Annotated in this window: 11 protein-coding genes, 1 other RNA gene and 1 pseudogene; 7 read left to right on the top strand and 6 right to left on the bottom strand. The window is 68.4% G+C overall.

Annotation, left to right across the window (positions count from 1 at the left end):
* Window positions 1-32: 32 nt before the first annotated feature.
* The 4 genes and pseudogenes from JZY91_RS07820 to JZY91_RS07805 all read right to left on the bottom strand — a co-directional run bounded on the left by JZY91_RS07820 (window position 33) and on the right by JZY91_RS07805 (window position 2,691).
* Window positions 33-644 (bottom strand): hypothetical protein, encoded by a 612-nt coding sequence (locus JZY91_RS07820; protein ID WP_234947338.1) that lies wholly within the window; start codon window positions 642-644, stop codon window positions 33-35.
* Between the two features lie 17 nt (window positions 645-661).
* Window positions 662-1,561: an SURF1 family protein gene (locus JZY91_RS07815; RefSeq protein ID WP_234947336.1), complete on the bottom strand. Its 900-nt coding sequence runs from the start codon at window positions 1,559-1,561 to the stop codon at window positions 662-664.
* Between the two features lie 6 nt (window positions 1,562-1,567).
* A pseudogene (locus tag JZY91_RS07810) lies at window positions 1,568-2,078 on the bottom strand (low molecular weight protein-tyrosine-phosphatase).
* Window positions 2,062-2,691 carry an HAD-IA family hydrolase gene (locus JZY91_RS07805; protein WP_234947333.1) on the bottom strand — a complete coding sequence of 210 codons (630 nt, stop codon included), beginning with the start codon at window positions 2,689-2,691 and terminating at the stop codon, window positions 2,062-2,064. Before JZY91_RS07805 ends, JZY91_RS07810 begins: the two are co-directional and overlap by 17 nt.
* Window positions 2,692-2,744: 53 nt before the next feature.
* Here JZY91_RS07805 and JZY91_RS07800 point away from each other — a divergent pair, with 53 nt between their 5' ends.
* The 5 genes from JZY91_RS07800 (at window position 2,745) to JZY91_RS07780 (ending at window position 7,967) form a co-directional block, all read left to right on the top strand.
* Window positions 2,745-3,962 carry a Nif3-like dinuclear metal center hexameric protein gene (locus JZY91_RS07800; RefSeq protein WP_234947331.1) on the top strand — a complete coding sequence of 406 codons (1,218 nt, stop codon included), beginning with the start codon at window positions 2,745-2,747 and terminating at the stop codon, window positions 3,960-3,962.
* Between the two features lie 11 nt (window positions 3,963-3,973).
* The gene (locus JZY91_RS07795; RefSeq protein ID WP_234947329.1) at window positions 3,974-4,657 is read left to right on the top strand and encodes a zinc ribbon domain-containing protein; all 684 of its coding nucleotides are present in this window, start codon (window positions 3,974-3,976) and stop codon (window positions 4,655-4,657) included.
* A gap of 9 nt (window positions 4,658-4,666) precedes the next feature.
* On the top strand, window positions 4,667-6,088 hold the full coding sequence (locus tag JZY91_RS07790; RefSeq protein ID WP_234947327.1) for a bifunctional RNase H/acid phosphatase: 1,422 nt from the start codon (window positions 4,667-4,669) through the stop codon (window positions 6,086-6,088).
* 34 nt (window positions 6,089-6,122) lie between these two features.
* Window positions 6,123-6,528, top strand: an RNA gene (rnpB, locus tag JZY91_RS07785) — RNase P RNA component class A.
* Window positions 6,529-6,569: 41 nt separating this feature from the next.
* Window positions 6,570-7,967, top strand: a complete 1,398-nt coding sequence (locus JZY91_RS07780) for an RNB domain-containing ribonuclease (RefSeq protein WP_234947325.1) — start codon at window positions 6,570-6,572, stop codon at window positions 7,965-7,967.
* Between the two features lie 49 nt (window positions 7,968-8,016).
* Here the strand turns inward: JZY91_RS07780 and JZY91_RS07775 are convergent, their stop codons facing one another.
* A complete protein-coding gene (locus JZY91_RS07775) occupies window positions 8,017-9,216 on the bottom strand; it encodes a galactokinase family protein (protein WP_234947324.1) in 1,200 nt (399 codons plus the stop codon).
* 77 nt (window positions 9,217-9,293) lie between these two features.
* On the opposite strand from JZY91_RS07775, the gene JZY91_RS07770 reads away from it, so the two are divergent.
* Window positions 9,294-9,509, top strand: coding sequence for a hypothetical protein (locus JZY91_RS07770; protein ID WP_234947323.1), 216 nt, complete (start codon window positions 9,294-9,296; stop codon window positions 9,507-9,509).
* Window positions 9,510-9,531: 22 nt separating this feature from the next.
* The gene (locus tag JZY91_RS07765; RefSeq protein WP_234947322.1) at window positions 9,532-11,811 is read left to right on the top strand and encodes an FtsX-like permease family protein; all 2,280 of its coding nucleotides are present in this window, start codon (window positions 9,532-9,534) and stop codon (window positions 11,809-11,811) included.
* A 44-nt stretch (window positions 11,812-11,855) separates the two neighbouring features.
* On the opposite strand, the gene JZY91_RS07760 is transcribed toward JZY91_RS07765, so the two are convergent.
* Complete coding sequence (locus tag JZY91_RS07760) at window positions 11,856-13,544, bottom strand: CYTH and CHAD domain-containing protein (RefSeq protein WP_234947321.1); 1,689 nt, start codon at window positions 13,542-13,544, stop codon at window positions 11,856-11,858.
* Window positions 13,545-13,793: the final 249 nt, after the last annotated feature.

The raw sequence follows: 13,793 nt of genomic DNA, 5'->3' as shown, positions 1-13,793 counted from the left end.
ATTCCGGGAGCCCGTCGCCAGGCGGGCTTTCTTTATGCGCTGAATTCGGCCTCGATGGCCGCGAAGAGTTCGTCCACCGCGTCCTGGTCGGCCTCGGCCGGGATGAAGAGGGTGACGTCGCGGCCGTCCGGGGTGGGGAAGGTCGCAGCGGCCGCGTCGAGGGGGAGCGCCGCGGCGACAATATCCAGCTCGAAGTCGCGCGGGTCCGCGCCCTCGTCGAAGCTGTAGTTGATGTCCGCGACATCCCACAGGCCAAAGCGCACGCGCACAGAGCCGGTCGCGCCGCCGGTCTCCGGGTCGGGCATAACGGCCACGTCGGTGGCCTCCGCGCCCGCCGCGCCGGCGAAGCGCTCCACGATCTCCACGATCGCGTCGGCGCCGGCAAGGCCACCGGCAGTGGCAGCGCCGGCCGACACCTCCGCACCCGACACCACGGCACCCGCGAGCAGCGGCGCGCCGTCCGGATCATCCAGACCAGCCACCGTGGTCAGCGGGTAGGCGCGGAACAGCTCCAGCTCATCCGCAACCGCGTCCTCCACATCCGCCGGCTCCACATCCTGCGCCAGCGTCACGCCCGCCCGCGCGAGCAGCGCCAGGCAGTTCTCCAAAGTCTCAACGTCGCGGTCTGTCAGTTCGGCGTGCATGCAAAAGCCTCCACGGTCTAGCTGGTGCGGTCCTGCTCCTTATCGTAGGCCGTGGCCCACGGGTTGCGCCTGGCGTGCCCGTAGCGCGCGCGGGTTTCGGGCGGGGCTTGGTGCTTATCGACGTTCAAGGGAGCGTCGATAAGCAATTGCTCCTGTTCCTCGCGGAAGCGGCGGCGTTCGCGGGTTTCGGCGGCGATGAAGTAGATGAGCCCGGCGGGGGCGAGGATGCCGAAGGCGATCCACTGCAAGCCGTAGGAGAGATGGTTGCCGGTTTCCAGCTGGGGAAGTGGGATGGGGGTGAGCACGCCGGGTTCGCCCTCTAGGAGCTGGAGGTAGGGGCTGAGCATCTCGGTGCCGGTGAGCTCCGCGATTTGCGGCGGGCTGATGGAGTAGACCATCTGGTAGCCCTGGTCGTGCATGGGGGCGGTTGGGTGCGTGCCTTCGTCGACACGCAGCATGCCCGTGAGGGTGACCGTTTGGGTGGGCGCGGCGGCGATGTCCGGGACCTTCGTGGAGTCTTGCGCGGGCACCCAGCCGCGGTTGACCAGGAGGACCTCGCCGCTGTCCAACTGGAACGGGGTGAGCGCCTGGAACGCGGGGGTGCGGTCGACCGGGCGCAGGCGCAGGAGCACCTCCGGCTCGATGTAGCGGCCGGTGGCGGTGACGCGGGTCCATTCGTCTTCAGGCGAGAGGGTGCCGTCCGCGCGGAGGACGGAGCCGAGCGGCACCGGGTCCTGCTCAAACGCGGTGACGATGTGCTCGTTGCGCTGCTCCAGCCGCTCGTTCTTGTTCAGCTGCCAGGGTGCGAGCACGGTGAACGCGAAGTAGGAAAATGCGACGATCAAAAGCGCCGCGATGACCCAGCCGGGGGTGAGAAACGTCCGCCACCAGGGCTTTTCTTTCAGCTGGGTACTCACATCGGCCTAGCTTAGTCGGCTGCGCACCCAGGCGATAATGCCGTCCGCGGCGGCCTCGATTTGTTCGCGGGTGGTGGTGAAGCCTTCCGGGCCGCCGTAGTACGGGTCGGCGACGCCCGCGCCCTCCTCGGCCGCCGGGTCGAAGGAGCGCAGGAGGCGGATCTTCTCCTCCGGCACGCCGCGGGCCACCAGCTCGGAGACGTGGCCGGTATCAAGTGCCACGATCAGGTCCGCGGCCTGCTGCTCGGTACCGAACTGCTGGGCGATGTGGGCGGAGCCGTCGTAGCCGTGGGCGGCGAGTTCCGCGACGGCGCGGTTATCCGCCGAGTGGCCGACGTGCCAGCCGCCGATGCCGCTGGAGGTCACGCGGACCTGGTCCGTGAAGCCGGCCGCGGCGAGCCGCGGCGAGCTTGTCGCGCACGATGACCTCCGCCATCGGGGAGCGGCAGATGTTGCCGGTGCAGACAAAGTCGATGTGCAGTTGCGGGGTGCCCGCGTTCTCATTCGCCTGCGACATGGTGCTTCACAATCTCCTTAAGTGCTTCCGGGCTGCGCGCGATGTGGTTCGCCTGCGCCCACTCCTCCTCTGTGCCGTAGCCCCACGTTACCGCCACGGACGGGATGCCGAACTCGGCTGCGCCCTCGAAGTCGTGGATCCGGTCGCCCACCATGATCGGGTGCGGCGGGTCGACGGAATCCAGCACGTGGCGGATGACCTCGATCTTGGTCACGCGGCCAGCATCCGGGTTCGCGGCGCCCAAAAAGTCGATGTGCTGCATAATCCCTGCCTCTTCGAGCGCCAGGCGCGCGAAGCGTTCCGACTTGGACGTGGCGGTGACCACGCCCAACCCCTCCGCCTTCCACTCGGCGACCAGGTCCAGTACACCGTCGAACACGGTGAAATCGCGCCAGCCCTCGGTGGACATGAAGTCGGAATACACCCTCATGGCGCGGGCAACCTGCTCCGGGTCGAGTCCCGCCGCGGCCATGGATTCGCGCATGGGTGGTCCGGGGATACGGGCTAAAAATTGATCGTCGGGAAGCGGGTGCCCAATCGAGTCGAGCGCGCGGACGAAGCCCTCCCGGATGCCGGGGAAGGAGTCGATGAGCGTGCCGTCCACGTCGAGCATAACTGTTGAGGGGATCACCCGGCCCAGCGTGCCAAATTTGTAGGCTGGGTGCCATGACTGGTGCCAAGACTGCGCAAGGACCAACCACCGTCGGCGACGTTGTTGCCGCGCTCGAGGCCGCCTATCCGCCGCAGCTCGCGGAGAGCTGGGACCACGTGGGCCTGATCTGCGGCGACCCGGATACGGAGGTGACCAAGGTCGCGTTCGCGCTGGACTGTACGCAGGGGGTGGCGGAAGCGGCCGTCGATAGTGGGGCTCAGCTCCTGGTGGTACACCACCCGCTGTTGCTGCGCGGCGTGCACTCTGTGGCCGCGAACACGCCGAAGGGCAAGGTCATCCACACGCTGTTGACCGGCGGCTGCGCGCTGTTTGCGGCGCACACGAACGCGGATTCGGCGCGCCCGGGCGTGTCCGACCGCCTGGCTGAGCTTGTGGGCATTACCCCTGGTCGGCCGATCAAGCCGGTGTTTCTGGGCGGCATGGACGCGTGGGGCGTGCACATTCCGCCCGCGGACGTGGAGCGCGTGATGCGCGCGCTCTTCGACGCCGGTGCAGGCGAGATCGGCGACTACCGCGACTGCGCCTTCACCTGGGAGGGCGAGGGCAGCTTCACGCCGGTGGAGGGCGCGGACCCGACCGAGGGGACCGTGGGCGAGCACCACTCCGGGGCCGAGGTCCGCGCCGAGTTCGTCGCCCCCACCCGCCTGCGCCGCACGCTTATCGACGTTCTCCGTCACACCCACCCCTATGAAGAACCAGCCTTCGATGTGGTGCAGATGGAGGAGACGCGCGACTTGGAGATCGCGACCGGGCTGGGGCGCATCGGCGAGCTGCCGGAGGCGATGACGCTGCGGGAGTTCACGCAGCAGGTGGCGAACGCGCTGCCGGAGACCGCCTGGGGCGTGCGCGCTGCCGGCGACCCGGAGCAGATGGTGAAGAAGGTGGCCGTGTCCTCCGGCTCCGGCGACAGCTTCCTCGAGGACGTTGCACGCTTGGGCGTGGACGTGTACGTCACCTCCGACCTGCGCCACCACCCCGTGGACGAGCACCTGCGCGCCGGCGGCCCCGCCGTGATTGACACCGCGCACTGGGCCAGCGAGTTTCCGTGGACCGAGCAGGCCGCGGGTATCGTGGCACGCCTAGACGTGGACACCGAGATTCTGCACATCCGCACCGACCCGTGGACCGTGTCGGCACATCCTGAGTCGGCCGACCCCGGGCCCGGCGACCCGGTGTCTGCCGACCCCGAGCCCGGCAACCCCAAGCCCTAGGAGGACCCATTATGCACCTGAAGAAAGACCTGCAGCCCGTACTCCTCGAGTTGGCCCGCGCCGAGCGCGCCGCCGGGCAGCCGACGCAGACCCGTCCCGAGGAGAAGGAGCTGGCCAAGCTACTCGCGGAGCGCGAGCGCCTGCAGTCCGCCGCGTCCGCCGCCCAGATGGCCGTGGATGACATGGAGCTGGAGATCCTGCGCATCCAGGAGGACGAGCGCAAGCTCAAGCGCCGCGAACTCGACGACAAGCGCCAGCTCACCGCCGAGACCGACCCCGAGCGCCGCAAGGACCTCGAGCACGACCGCTACGCCGCGAAGTCCCGCATCGCCGACCTGCTGTACGAACTCAAGGAGGCGCACAACGAGATCGCGGCGCTTCGCAACAACCGCGACAACCACGGCGCGCGCCTGGACGAGCTGAACCGCAAGGTCGAAGCCGCCCAGCGCGCCGTGGACGCCCTCCCCACCGTGGAACAGGCTGATCCCGCCGCGTTGCGCTCCCAGCTTCCCGCCGAGGTGCTTTCGCTTTACGACGAAATCGGAGCAGCCTCCTTCAACACCCGCACCTGTGGCGGCTGCTACATCCAGCTGCCTCCGGCCGAGCGCGCAGAGGTACTGGCGGTGGACGAGGACGAACTGCCGACCTGCCCGAACTGCGGCACCCTGCTGGTCCGCGTCTCGCCGGTGGAGTAAGGCCGCCGCATGCACGTCCAGATGTTTTGCGACGGCGGCTCCCGCGGGAACCCCGGCGTCGCCGGTTCCGGCTCCGTCGTCTATGGCCCGGAGGGGGAGACCCTTGCCGAGGTCGCGTACGTGGTCGGGAAGAAGGCCTCCAACAACGTCGCCGAGTACCACGGCCTGATTAAGGGCCTGGAGGCCGCCGCCGAGCTCGGCGCCACCCGCGTGGACGTGTCGATGGACTCCAAGCTGGTCGTCGAGCAGATGACTGGGCGCTGGAAGATCAAACACCCCGACATGCAGCAGCTCGCGCGTGAGGCTCGCGACCTGGCAAAACAGTTTGAGAAGGTCACCTACTCCTGGGTCCCGCGCGCGAAGAACAAGAAGGCCGACGAACTTTCCAACGTCGCCATGGATGCCGCCGCCAAGGACGGCACCCCTCGCGTCCTCGGCGGCGATGCGCCAGGCGGTGGAGCCTCCGCTGGCGCGGGTGGCGCCGGCGGTGCCTCTGCCGACGCGGGTGGAGCCTCCGGTGGGGAGGCTGACAGCCGCACCCCCCAGAGCCAAAGTTTGTCCGATTCTGCACCGACCAGGGCCGATAAGGCCGCTGGAGCGGAAGGTGACAAACTTATGCGCGTCTCAGGTTCGGCTGGGGAGGCCGGGGAGGCAGGTAGGGCCGGAGGGGTAGTTGAGGCTGGTGGCGCCCCGGCCGGTGGGGCAGCTGAGGCCGGAGGGGTAGTTGAGGCTGGTGGGGAAGCCACTGCCGGCAAGGCTCACCAGACGGGCAACCCCGCCCACTGGTCGGGCAGCGACGCGCCGCGGACCCGGTTTGTGCTGCTGCGGCACGGGCAGACGCAACATTCCGCGGAACGTCGGTACTCGGGAACATCTGACCCGGAGCTGACGGACATCGGCCACGCCCAGGCCCAAAGGGCTGCAAAGGCGCTGGCCAACATGGGCCAGATCGACGCGATTATCAGCTCGCCGCAGAAGCGCGCCCGCCAGACGGCGGCCGTGTGCGCGGACGCCCTGGGCATCGACCCTGAAAATATCGAGGTCATCGACGATTTCAGGGAAATGAGCTTCGGAGTCTTCGAAGGGCTCACCCGCCAAGAGGCCATGGAGAGGTACTCGGAGGAGTTTGGTGGATGGGAGGCGTCGATAAGCGGGAAGCCCCCGGAAGGCGAATCGCTGACCCAGCTGCACCGGCGCGTAACGCGCGCGAGGCTGAAGGTGCAGGAGGCGCACGAGGGACAGACGGTGCTGGTGGTAACGCACATGACGCCGATCAAATCCGTGATCCGGCAGGCGCTGGGCGCGGGCGCGGAGACGTTCCGGCACATCTTCCTGGACCTGGCCAGTGTGTCCGTGGTGGAGTTCTACGGGGAGTTTGGCGTGGTGCGCACGTTCAATGACGTGGCGCATCACCGGCAGCCGCTTTCCTAAACGCGCGCGCCGGGCGTAGAATCGCTCGCGCGAATGAGTCGGCCGGGTAATCGCGGCCTGCCGTACCGCCACGCATGTGGGCTGGCGGCGGTCGAGGAAAGTCCGGACTCCACAGGGCGCGGTGGTTGCTAACGGCAACCCGGAGTGATCTGCGGGAAAGTGCAACAGAAAGTAGACCGCCTGGGTAACCAGGTAAGGGTGAAAGGGTGCGGTAAGAGCGCACCGGCGTTTGTGGTGACACAGGCGGCCAGGTAAACCCCACCGGGAGCAAGGCAAGAGCCTCTGCCTATTGGGCAGAGGTCGTCGGACGCGAAGAGGCTGCCCGCCCATGTCCGAAGGTAGCTGCTTGAGGCCCCCAGCAATGGGAGGTCCAGATGGATGATTACCACCCGTGGCACACGCCGCGGGGACAGAATCCGGCTCATAGGTCGGCTCATTCGCGCCCAGCCTGGGCCGCCAACTTCTGGCACGATGGCACACCATGAAGCTGTACGCCGCGCCGCTGAATTTCCGGGCCTTGGCCGAGGAGTTCGCCGTGCCCACCGACTTCGCCCCCGAGGTGGTGGAGGAGGCCGCGCGGCTTTCGGACCAGTACGCGGAGGCCCGCCGCGATGCGCGCGCGATTCCGCTGGTCACCATCGATCCGCCGGGGTCCAAGGACTTGGACCAGGCCGTGTACATTGAGCGCCGCGGCGACGGCTACCGCGTCCTCTACGCCATCGCGGACGTGGCCGCGTTCGTGGAGCCTGCGACGCTGGTCAAGCAGGAGTCCCTCATCCGCGGCCAAACCGTCTACCTGCCGGATGAGCCCGCGCGCCTGCACCCCGCGCCGCTGTCGGAGGGGTCCGCGTCCCTGCTGCCGGGCGTGGATCGGCCCGCCGTGCTGTGGAGGTTCGACCTCGACGCCGCGGGAGAGGTGGAGGACGCGCACGTGGAGCGCGCGCTGGTCCACTCCGTCGCCCGCTTGGATTACGACGGGGTGCAGGATGCTTTTCGACGTTCCCAGGAACACCCCTCCATCCACCTCCTGCCAGAAGTTGGGCGGTTGCGGCAGCAGTCGTCGCTACGTAGAGCTGCTATCAACCTGCGCGTGCCGTCCGTCCGCGTGGTGGAAGATGGCGGTGTGTACGAGCTGGTCATCGAGCCGCGGCACCCGGTGATGGACTACAACTCCGAGATCTCCCTGCTCACCGGCATGGTCGCGGGGCGGATGATGGAGGAGGCCGGCCAGGGGATTCTGCGCACGCTGGGCCCGGCGACGGCGGAAGCGGAAGCGGAGTTCCGCCGCGAGGCCGTGAACTTGGGGTATGACATTCCGGGGGACTGCGGCATCGGCGAGTTCCTTGCCGGCGTGGACGCGGACACCCCGCGCGGCATGGCCGTGATGCGCGAGGCGCAGAAACTCCTGCGCGGTGCAGGCTACGTGGACCTAAGTGAGAAAGCGCCGGAGGTGCACGCCGGGATCGGCGGGTACTACAGCCACGTGACCGCGCCGCTGCGCCGGCTGGTGGACAGGTACGCCACCGAGTATTGCCTGGCCATCTGCGGCGGCTATGAGGTTCCGGCCTGGGTGACCGAATCCACCGCCACCGTTTTACAGACCATGGCGCGCACCTCCCAACTGGCCAACACCGTGGACCGCGCGGCGCTGCACCTCACGGAGGCGACGGTGCTGGCCCCATGGGTGGGGCAGAACTTCAGCGGCGTGGTGCTCAAGCGCGGCGAGGAGGCGGAGGATCGCGCCCGCATTTTTGTCACCAACCCGCCGGTGCTGGGGCCGTCCATCGGCGCGCCGCCGGAGGGGACGGAGGCGATGTTTTCGCTGGTGCGCGCCGATCCCGCGGCGCGCGAAGTGGTGTTCGCCTGGCCGGCGGACTAGCGGACTAGCGGGGCAGCCGGCGCGCCACACGGCCCGCCCCGCCTCGCCGCTAAACCTCCACGCGGGCCGGCTCGCCGGCGGCGATCTCCAGGACCTCGAAGTCCTCGGCAAAACGATCCACGAACGCATCCGCGTCCTGCACCGGCACGAACGCCATGACGGCCTGGGAGGTGCCGGCAGCCGCCGGGCGCGCCGCAACCGCGCCGCCGTCCAGCACCTGGGCGACAAGGGCATCCGGAGTGTCGATGTCGTGCGCCTCAGAACGCGAGTTCAGCAGCGTGAACAGCTCATTGCCGCGCCGGGAGCGCAGCGCCTTCGCGGTGGCCAGGCTGCGCAGCGTCTCGGTTTCGCAGAACTGCACCCACTGGCGCGCGGTCGCCGGATCGGGGGCGTTGGCATCCCCGGCATCCCGGCGCGCCTCGACCCACGCGACTACGCGGTCGACGTTATCCGGCAGCTCCCGCAGCGAGGTCACGCCGAAGTTGCTCACCGCATCATCGATGAACCCGCGCCACTGCGCGATCTGCTCCGCCTGGGCACCGTGCGGCTGCCCCAGCTCCTTGGCCACGGAGAAAATCCGCACGCCCAGCTTCGCCGGGTGCGGGGCAGGAGTGACGGACCCGTCCGCGTAATCCACCACGTTGACTTGGCCTTCCGTGCCGCGCAGCGCCAGCGTGTGGCGCGCCCGCAACACGGCCAGGGTGGAGTGCGTCGCCACGGCGTGGGAGCAAATCTCCGCCAACCGCGCGCGCAGCGGCGGCTCATTCACCTCAGGGTGCTCCGCCGCCAGCGCCAGTGCCAGCGCTGCATCCGCCGCGTACAGCGCGCCAAGCCCAGCGCCCAGCGGGAAGTCCGACACAATCGTGATATCCATCCCCGACGTATCCCGCGAGATGATCTGCCGCTGAATCAGCGCCTGAATCAACCCGATGAAGCGGTTAGCCAAGGGGTTTTCAATGCTGCCGTCGGCAAGCATGGAAAGGCTCCCGCGCACCTCAAGTGGCTCGGCGAGCGGCCCCTCCGCCCGAATCACAATCTCCCCGTCCTCGCGCGGGCTCACCGCCGCGGCCGCGCGCACCCCCGCAAGCCCCAGAATGGTCACGCCGCCGAAGTGGTCAACGTTCTCCCCAATCAGCACCCACGTCCCCGGCGCCGAAGCCACGTGCGCCGGCGCGTGCCCCACCAGGGCTTTATGCTTTTCGACGGCGCGCCCAGCCGCCGCATCCTCCGGGCCAGTGTAAAAAGCCATGGGCCCCACAGTACCAACGGCGCGGGTAGGGTTGGAGAGACAAATCACACCCTCAACTGGAGCGTTAAGGAGCTACCGTGGCCGACGAGAAGTTCTACTACAACCCCGCAACCGGCGAAGTGACCCAGGGCAAGGTCGAATCCTGGGACAACCGCATGGGCCCGTACGACACCCGCGAGGAGGCGGAGCACGCCATCGCGATTGCCAAGGAGCGCACCAAGCGCGCCGACGCGATCGATGAGGCCGACGACAACTGGGGTGCCACCCCGTCTTGGGAGAAGGACGAGAAGTAGGCCGCGGCGCAGGGGCAGCGGCATGCATCCTGCAGGCGGGCGCCTGCGCAACACCACACGGCTTTCTCCGGCGACAGTTATCGCCGTCCTCTTGGCAACCGCGCTGGTCAGCTTCACCTTCCTGATCCAGCACGGCATTCGGGCCGAGATGGAGCGCGCCGTTCGCACGTCTATCGGCGACGCGTCTGTGGTTGTCACCTCAGCGAGCAGCGAGGTCGGGTTGCGGCCCTCGCTCGCCGAGGGCATCCGCGGCCTCCCGGGCGTCCGCGGCGTCACTGAGCAAGCGGCGGGCATCGCGGTCACCCGCACCGAGCCGCCGACCGCCGTCGGGGTGCAAGTGCTTATCGACGCTTCCCTGCTCACCATCACCGACGGGCACCTGCCCGCCGGTGAATCCGAGGCGCTGCTTGTGGAGGTCCCCGGCAAACCCACGCGCTATCCCGTCGGCGCCCAGATCGAAGTGGAGGGGTACGGCGGCGAGGCGGAGCACGTCACGATCGCTGGCATTGCGACCGCGGCTCTGGGTGCTACCGAAGAACCGAGCCTGCCCACGCTGCTGTCTGACCTGCCCACAGCCCAGCGCTTGCTTGGCGTTGAGGGGAGTACGACGCTGCTGGTGGCCGCGGAGGGCGACGCAGGGGAGGTCTTTGCCGCGGTTGATGAGCTCGTGGCAGCGTCTGGCGCGGGGGCGAGCGTTATGGCGAGCGAGGCATACGTTGCTGCGAACGCGTCGAACTATGCCGTCGGCACGCGGACCATCGCCCTAGCCCTCAAGCTGCTCAGCGCGGTGTCCCTGCTCGCGGCGTTTGTGGTGATCGGGAACAACTACCAGCTCCAGCTCGCGCGCAGCACCCGGGAGATCGCGCTGCTGCGCAGCATCGGTGCGTTGCGGCGCCAAGTCTTCTGGCTCCTGACCTCCAACGCGCTGCGCGCCGGGGTGATCGGCGCGCTCGGCGGCATCGCCCTCGGCGTTCTTGCGGGTGCAGCGGTGCTGCGGGGCCTGCCCGCCGGTGCCGCGCGACCGGGTTTTTGGGCCGGCCTTGTGGCGGTTGGCCTCGCGGCCGGGGTGGTGCCCAGCGTCCTTGCGGCCCTGCGCCCCGCCTACGCGGCCACACGAGTCTCGCCGCTCCAAGCGTTGCGAGCTGCCGATGTCGAAGCGACGGGTTCGGCTGCGGGGTCGGTGTTTACGTTCGTCGCAAAGCAGATGGCCCGAGTGAGCGGGCCGGAGGGGCGGCAGGCGGTCGCCCAGCTGGCGCGGCACCCGGGGCGTTCCGGGGCGACGGCGGCCGCGGTGTGGATCGGTGCCACGCTGACGGCGGCGTTGCTGGTGGGCGGCGCGTCCGCCCAGGCCACGTTGTCGGAGGCGGTGGAGGGCGCGACGCCGACGGATGTCGTGGTCACGCCGAACGGCGATGCGGGGGCGCTCGCTGCGACTATCGCCGAATTGCCGGAGGTGGAGGCGGCCGCGGCGGTGACGGATCTGGTGCTGGATGCGTCCTTCGCCGACACCGAAGGGCCGATGACCGTCGCGGCGTGGAATCCGCAGCTTGGCGGCGTGCTCCGCACCGACACCGCGATTGCCGAACCCACGCCGGGCACGATCATCCTGCCGCCGACTCCGCAAACGGCTGGGCGTGCGGCGTCGACAAGCGTTGCCCTCCACCAACCAGGGGTGACGCGCGTGTTTTCCATCCAGGTGGTTGAGGGCGCGCCGCTGATGGGCGTGCTGAACCGGAGCGATATTGCGCTTTTCGACGCTCCCTCCCAATCCGTCTGGGTCAAACTCGCCCCGGGGGTGAGTCCGAGCGTGGGCATGGACGCGCTGGCGCGGGTGCCGGGCATTGCCGCGCTGAGTAGTCCCGCGCTGCAGCGGGAGGGGACCAACGAGGAATTACAGGGGTACGTGCGTATTGGCGTGGCGTTTCTGCTGGTCTCACTGCTGATTGCGCTAGTCGGGTTGGCGAATAACGTGGCGCTTGCCGTCGTTGAACGGCGTCGGGAGATCGGCCTGCTGCGGGCGCTGGGTGCGACGAAGGTGCAGGTGATGCGCGGCATTCTTGCTGAGACGCAGTTGCTCGCCGCCAGCGGCGCGGCGATCGGCCTGGCGTGCGGGATTGTTGCTGGCGCGGCGGGCTCGCGCGCGCTGCTGGGTGGGGAGCAGCTGCACGTGGTCGTTCAGATTCCGTGGGCGCGCCTTGCGCTGCTGCTTATTGGGTTGCTGGCCGCCGCCGGCGCGGCAGCGATCGTGCCTGCGCGCCGGGCCGCGGCCATCCCGCCGATCGCGGCCCTGCGCAGCGCTTAGGCAGGCTGGGCCAGGTTGGCCCAGCCTCACCCGCGCGCCTGTGCTTAGGCCTTGACCTTCTTGAAGGCCTTCTTGAGCTCGCGCATGGCTTCGTCGTAACCCGCGAAAGCCTTGTTGCCGCGGTCAAGTTCGCGCTGGTAAAGCACGCCGTACGCAAAGGTGTCCTCGCCGCGCTCGCGGGCCTCGCCGGCAAGGCGCAGGATGCGGTCGCGTGAGGTGACGGCATCCTGGAAATCACCCAGTACGGTCTGCATGGCCTTGGCGGCCTTGGCCAGGCGGCCAGTCTTGATGCCGGCCTGCTGCGCGGCCGAGGTGGCGTAGCGCAGCTTCTTTACGGCCTTGCGTACGTCGTGGACGTATTCCTCGCGGTCGTGCAGCGGCAGGTCCGTGTCGTGGTAGTACTCGTCCACCAGCTTGTCGCGCTTGTTCACCTTCTTGAAGGCCTTCTCCAGGTGCTCAAGCATGATCTCGCGGGATTCCTTCTTGAGCTGCTTCGCGCTCTTCTCGGGCTTGGTGTCCTTGCCGTCCTTGGCGTCCTCGCCGTCCTCGGCCTCGCCGTCGCCCTCAGCATCTGCCTCGGCGGTCTCGCCGTCGCCGTCGCCGTCGCTGTCCTCGCCGAGCGCGACCGGCGGGTTCGCCAGCAGCTCGTCGATGTTGTCCAGCATGGTGAGGAAGCGCTCGGAGTTCAGCATCTCGACGATCTCCGCGTGCGCCGCTTCATAATCCGCGCGCATGTCGTTTTCGATGTGGCTCCGCGTGGTGTCGTCGATAAGCCCGCTCTCGTCGGTGTCGAGGAGCTCGAGGAAGCGCTCCTCGACGACCTCCGCATCGCGCGCGACGCCCAGCACCGCGGCGGTTTCCTTGAGTTCCTCCTCGAGGTGCTGCAGCTCATCGCCCTCGAGGATGCCCTCGAAGGTCTCCAGCAGGGAGCGCATCTCGCGGGTGGCTACGCGGAGCTGGTGGACGGAATCGAATTCGTCGGCACGCACGCGCGGGTCCCACTCCACGATCTGGTCGCGCTGCACGCGCAGGGCCTCCACCACGGCGGCGGCGGGGGAGTCCTCGTCGACGTTGTCGGACTGCATGTGCGGCGGCTTCGGCGCGGTGTGGATGCTGTCGCCCAGCGCGGTGGAGAGCTTGGACGGGGAGGAGGACTTGCGCGCGCCGGAGGCAATCAGGAACGAGGTTGCCTGGCGAATGATGCTCGCGCCTTCCTCGGTGCCGGCGACGGATTCATCGAGCTCCAGCTCCCACTCGCGCCAGGACGTGCGCTGGCCGCCGGGGAGGAGGGACCAGGCGGTGACGTGATCGTCGCAAAACTCCGCCACCGGCTCGCCGTTCTCGCCGGCCAGTTTGGATTCCACGCGGCGGTTGTCCACCTGCGCGATCGGCTCGAGCGGCTCCGTGCGCACGATGGCGCGGACCTGCTCCAGCAGCTCATTCGGCACCTGCGCCGGATCATCCAGTGGGACACGCAGCTCGCGGCGGCCGTCGCCTGCGGGGATCTTCATGTGCCAGCCGTCGTCGGACCCGCCGGTGCGGCGGCGCAAAGTGATCTTCTGGCGGGTGAGGCGCAGATCCTTGGTGTCGTAATAAATAGCAGACAGATTGTGCTGCTCGGTACCCAGCATGGAGGCGACGCCGGGCAGCTGCGCCAGGTCGGGGACGCTGGTCTGCTCATCGACGGCAAGCTTGAGCTCAACCTCGAGGTGCTTCTCTGGGGTGTTGGCCATGGGAAGTCTCCTTGTTCGTTTCGGGGTTCGTCAGGTTACGTGAATTTCGTTGGTCTACCTCAACCATAGCCGTGGGGGCGAAAGAATCGTCCTGGGATTGCACCGACCTGGCCCTATAGAGGCCCAGGCGTAGGAATCGTCCGATTCTTTCGCCGGGGTGCCCGCGCCAAAGTTGTTCACGTTTGGGCGCGAGCTGGGCCGATGGAGCCCCGCGCGCCATACCTTGCAAACTTTGGCTCCGGGGGGAGT

The organism is Corynebacterium sp. CNCTC7651 (genome assembly GCF_021496665.1).
In the GTDB taxonomy this organism is placed as follows: Bacteria; Actinomycetota; Actinomycetes; order Mycobacteriales; family Mycobacteriaceae; genus Corynebacterium.
The sequence above is the reverse complement of the archived record's forward strand: the minus strand, read 5'-3'. Positions and strand labels throughout refer to the sequence as shown.

Bases quoted from the DNA above. Each gene is read 5' to 3' on its own strand.
- JZY91_RS07800 (WP_234947331.1), top strand. From the start codon at position 2,745: ATGACTGGTGCCAAGACTGCGCAAGGACCAACCACCGTCGGCGACGTT.
- JZY91_RS07775 (WP_234947324.1), bottom strand. From the start codon at position 9,216: ATGGCTTTTTACACTGGCCCGGAGGATGCGGCGGCTGGGCGCGCCGTC.
- JZY91_RS07795 (WP_234947329.1), top strand. From the start codon at position 3,974: ATGCACCTGAAGAAAGACCTGCAGCCCGTACTCCTCGAGTTGGCCCGC.
- JZY91_RS07780 (WP_234947325.1), top strand. From the start codon at position 6,570: ATGAAGCTGTACGCCGCGCCGCTGAATTTCCGGGCCTTGGCCGAGGAG.
- JZY91_RS07760 (WP_234947321.1), bottom strand. From the start codon at position 13,544: ATGGCCAACACCCCAGAGAAGCACCTCGAGGTTGAGCTCAAGCTTGCC.
- JZY91_RS07790 (WP_234947327.1), top strand. From the start codon at position 4,667: ATGCACGTCCAGATGTTTTGCGACGGCGGCTCCCGCGGGAACCCCGGC.
- JZY91_RS07820 (WP_234947338.1), bottom strand. From the start codon at position 644: ATGCACGCCGAACTGACAGACCGCGACGTTGAGACTTTGGAGAACTGC.
- JZY91_RS07765 (WP_234947322.1), top strand. From the start codon at position 9,532: ATGCATCCTGCAGGCGGGCGCCTGCGCAACACCACACGGCTTTCTCCG.
- JZY91_RS07805 (WP_234947333.1), bottom strand. From the start codon at position 2,691: ATGCTCGACGTGGACGGCACGCTCATCGACTCCTTCCCCGGCATCCGG.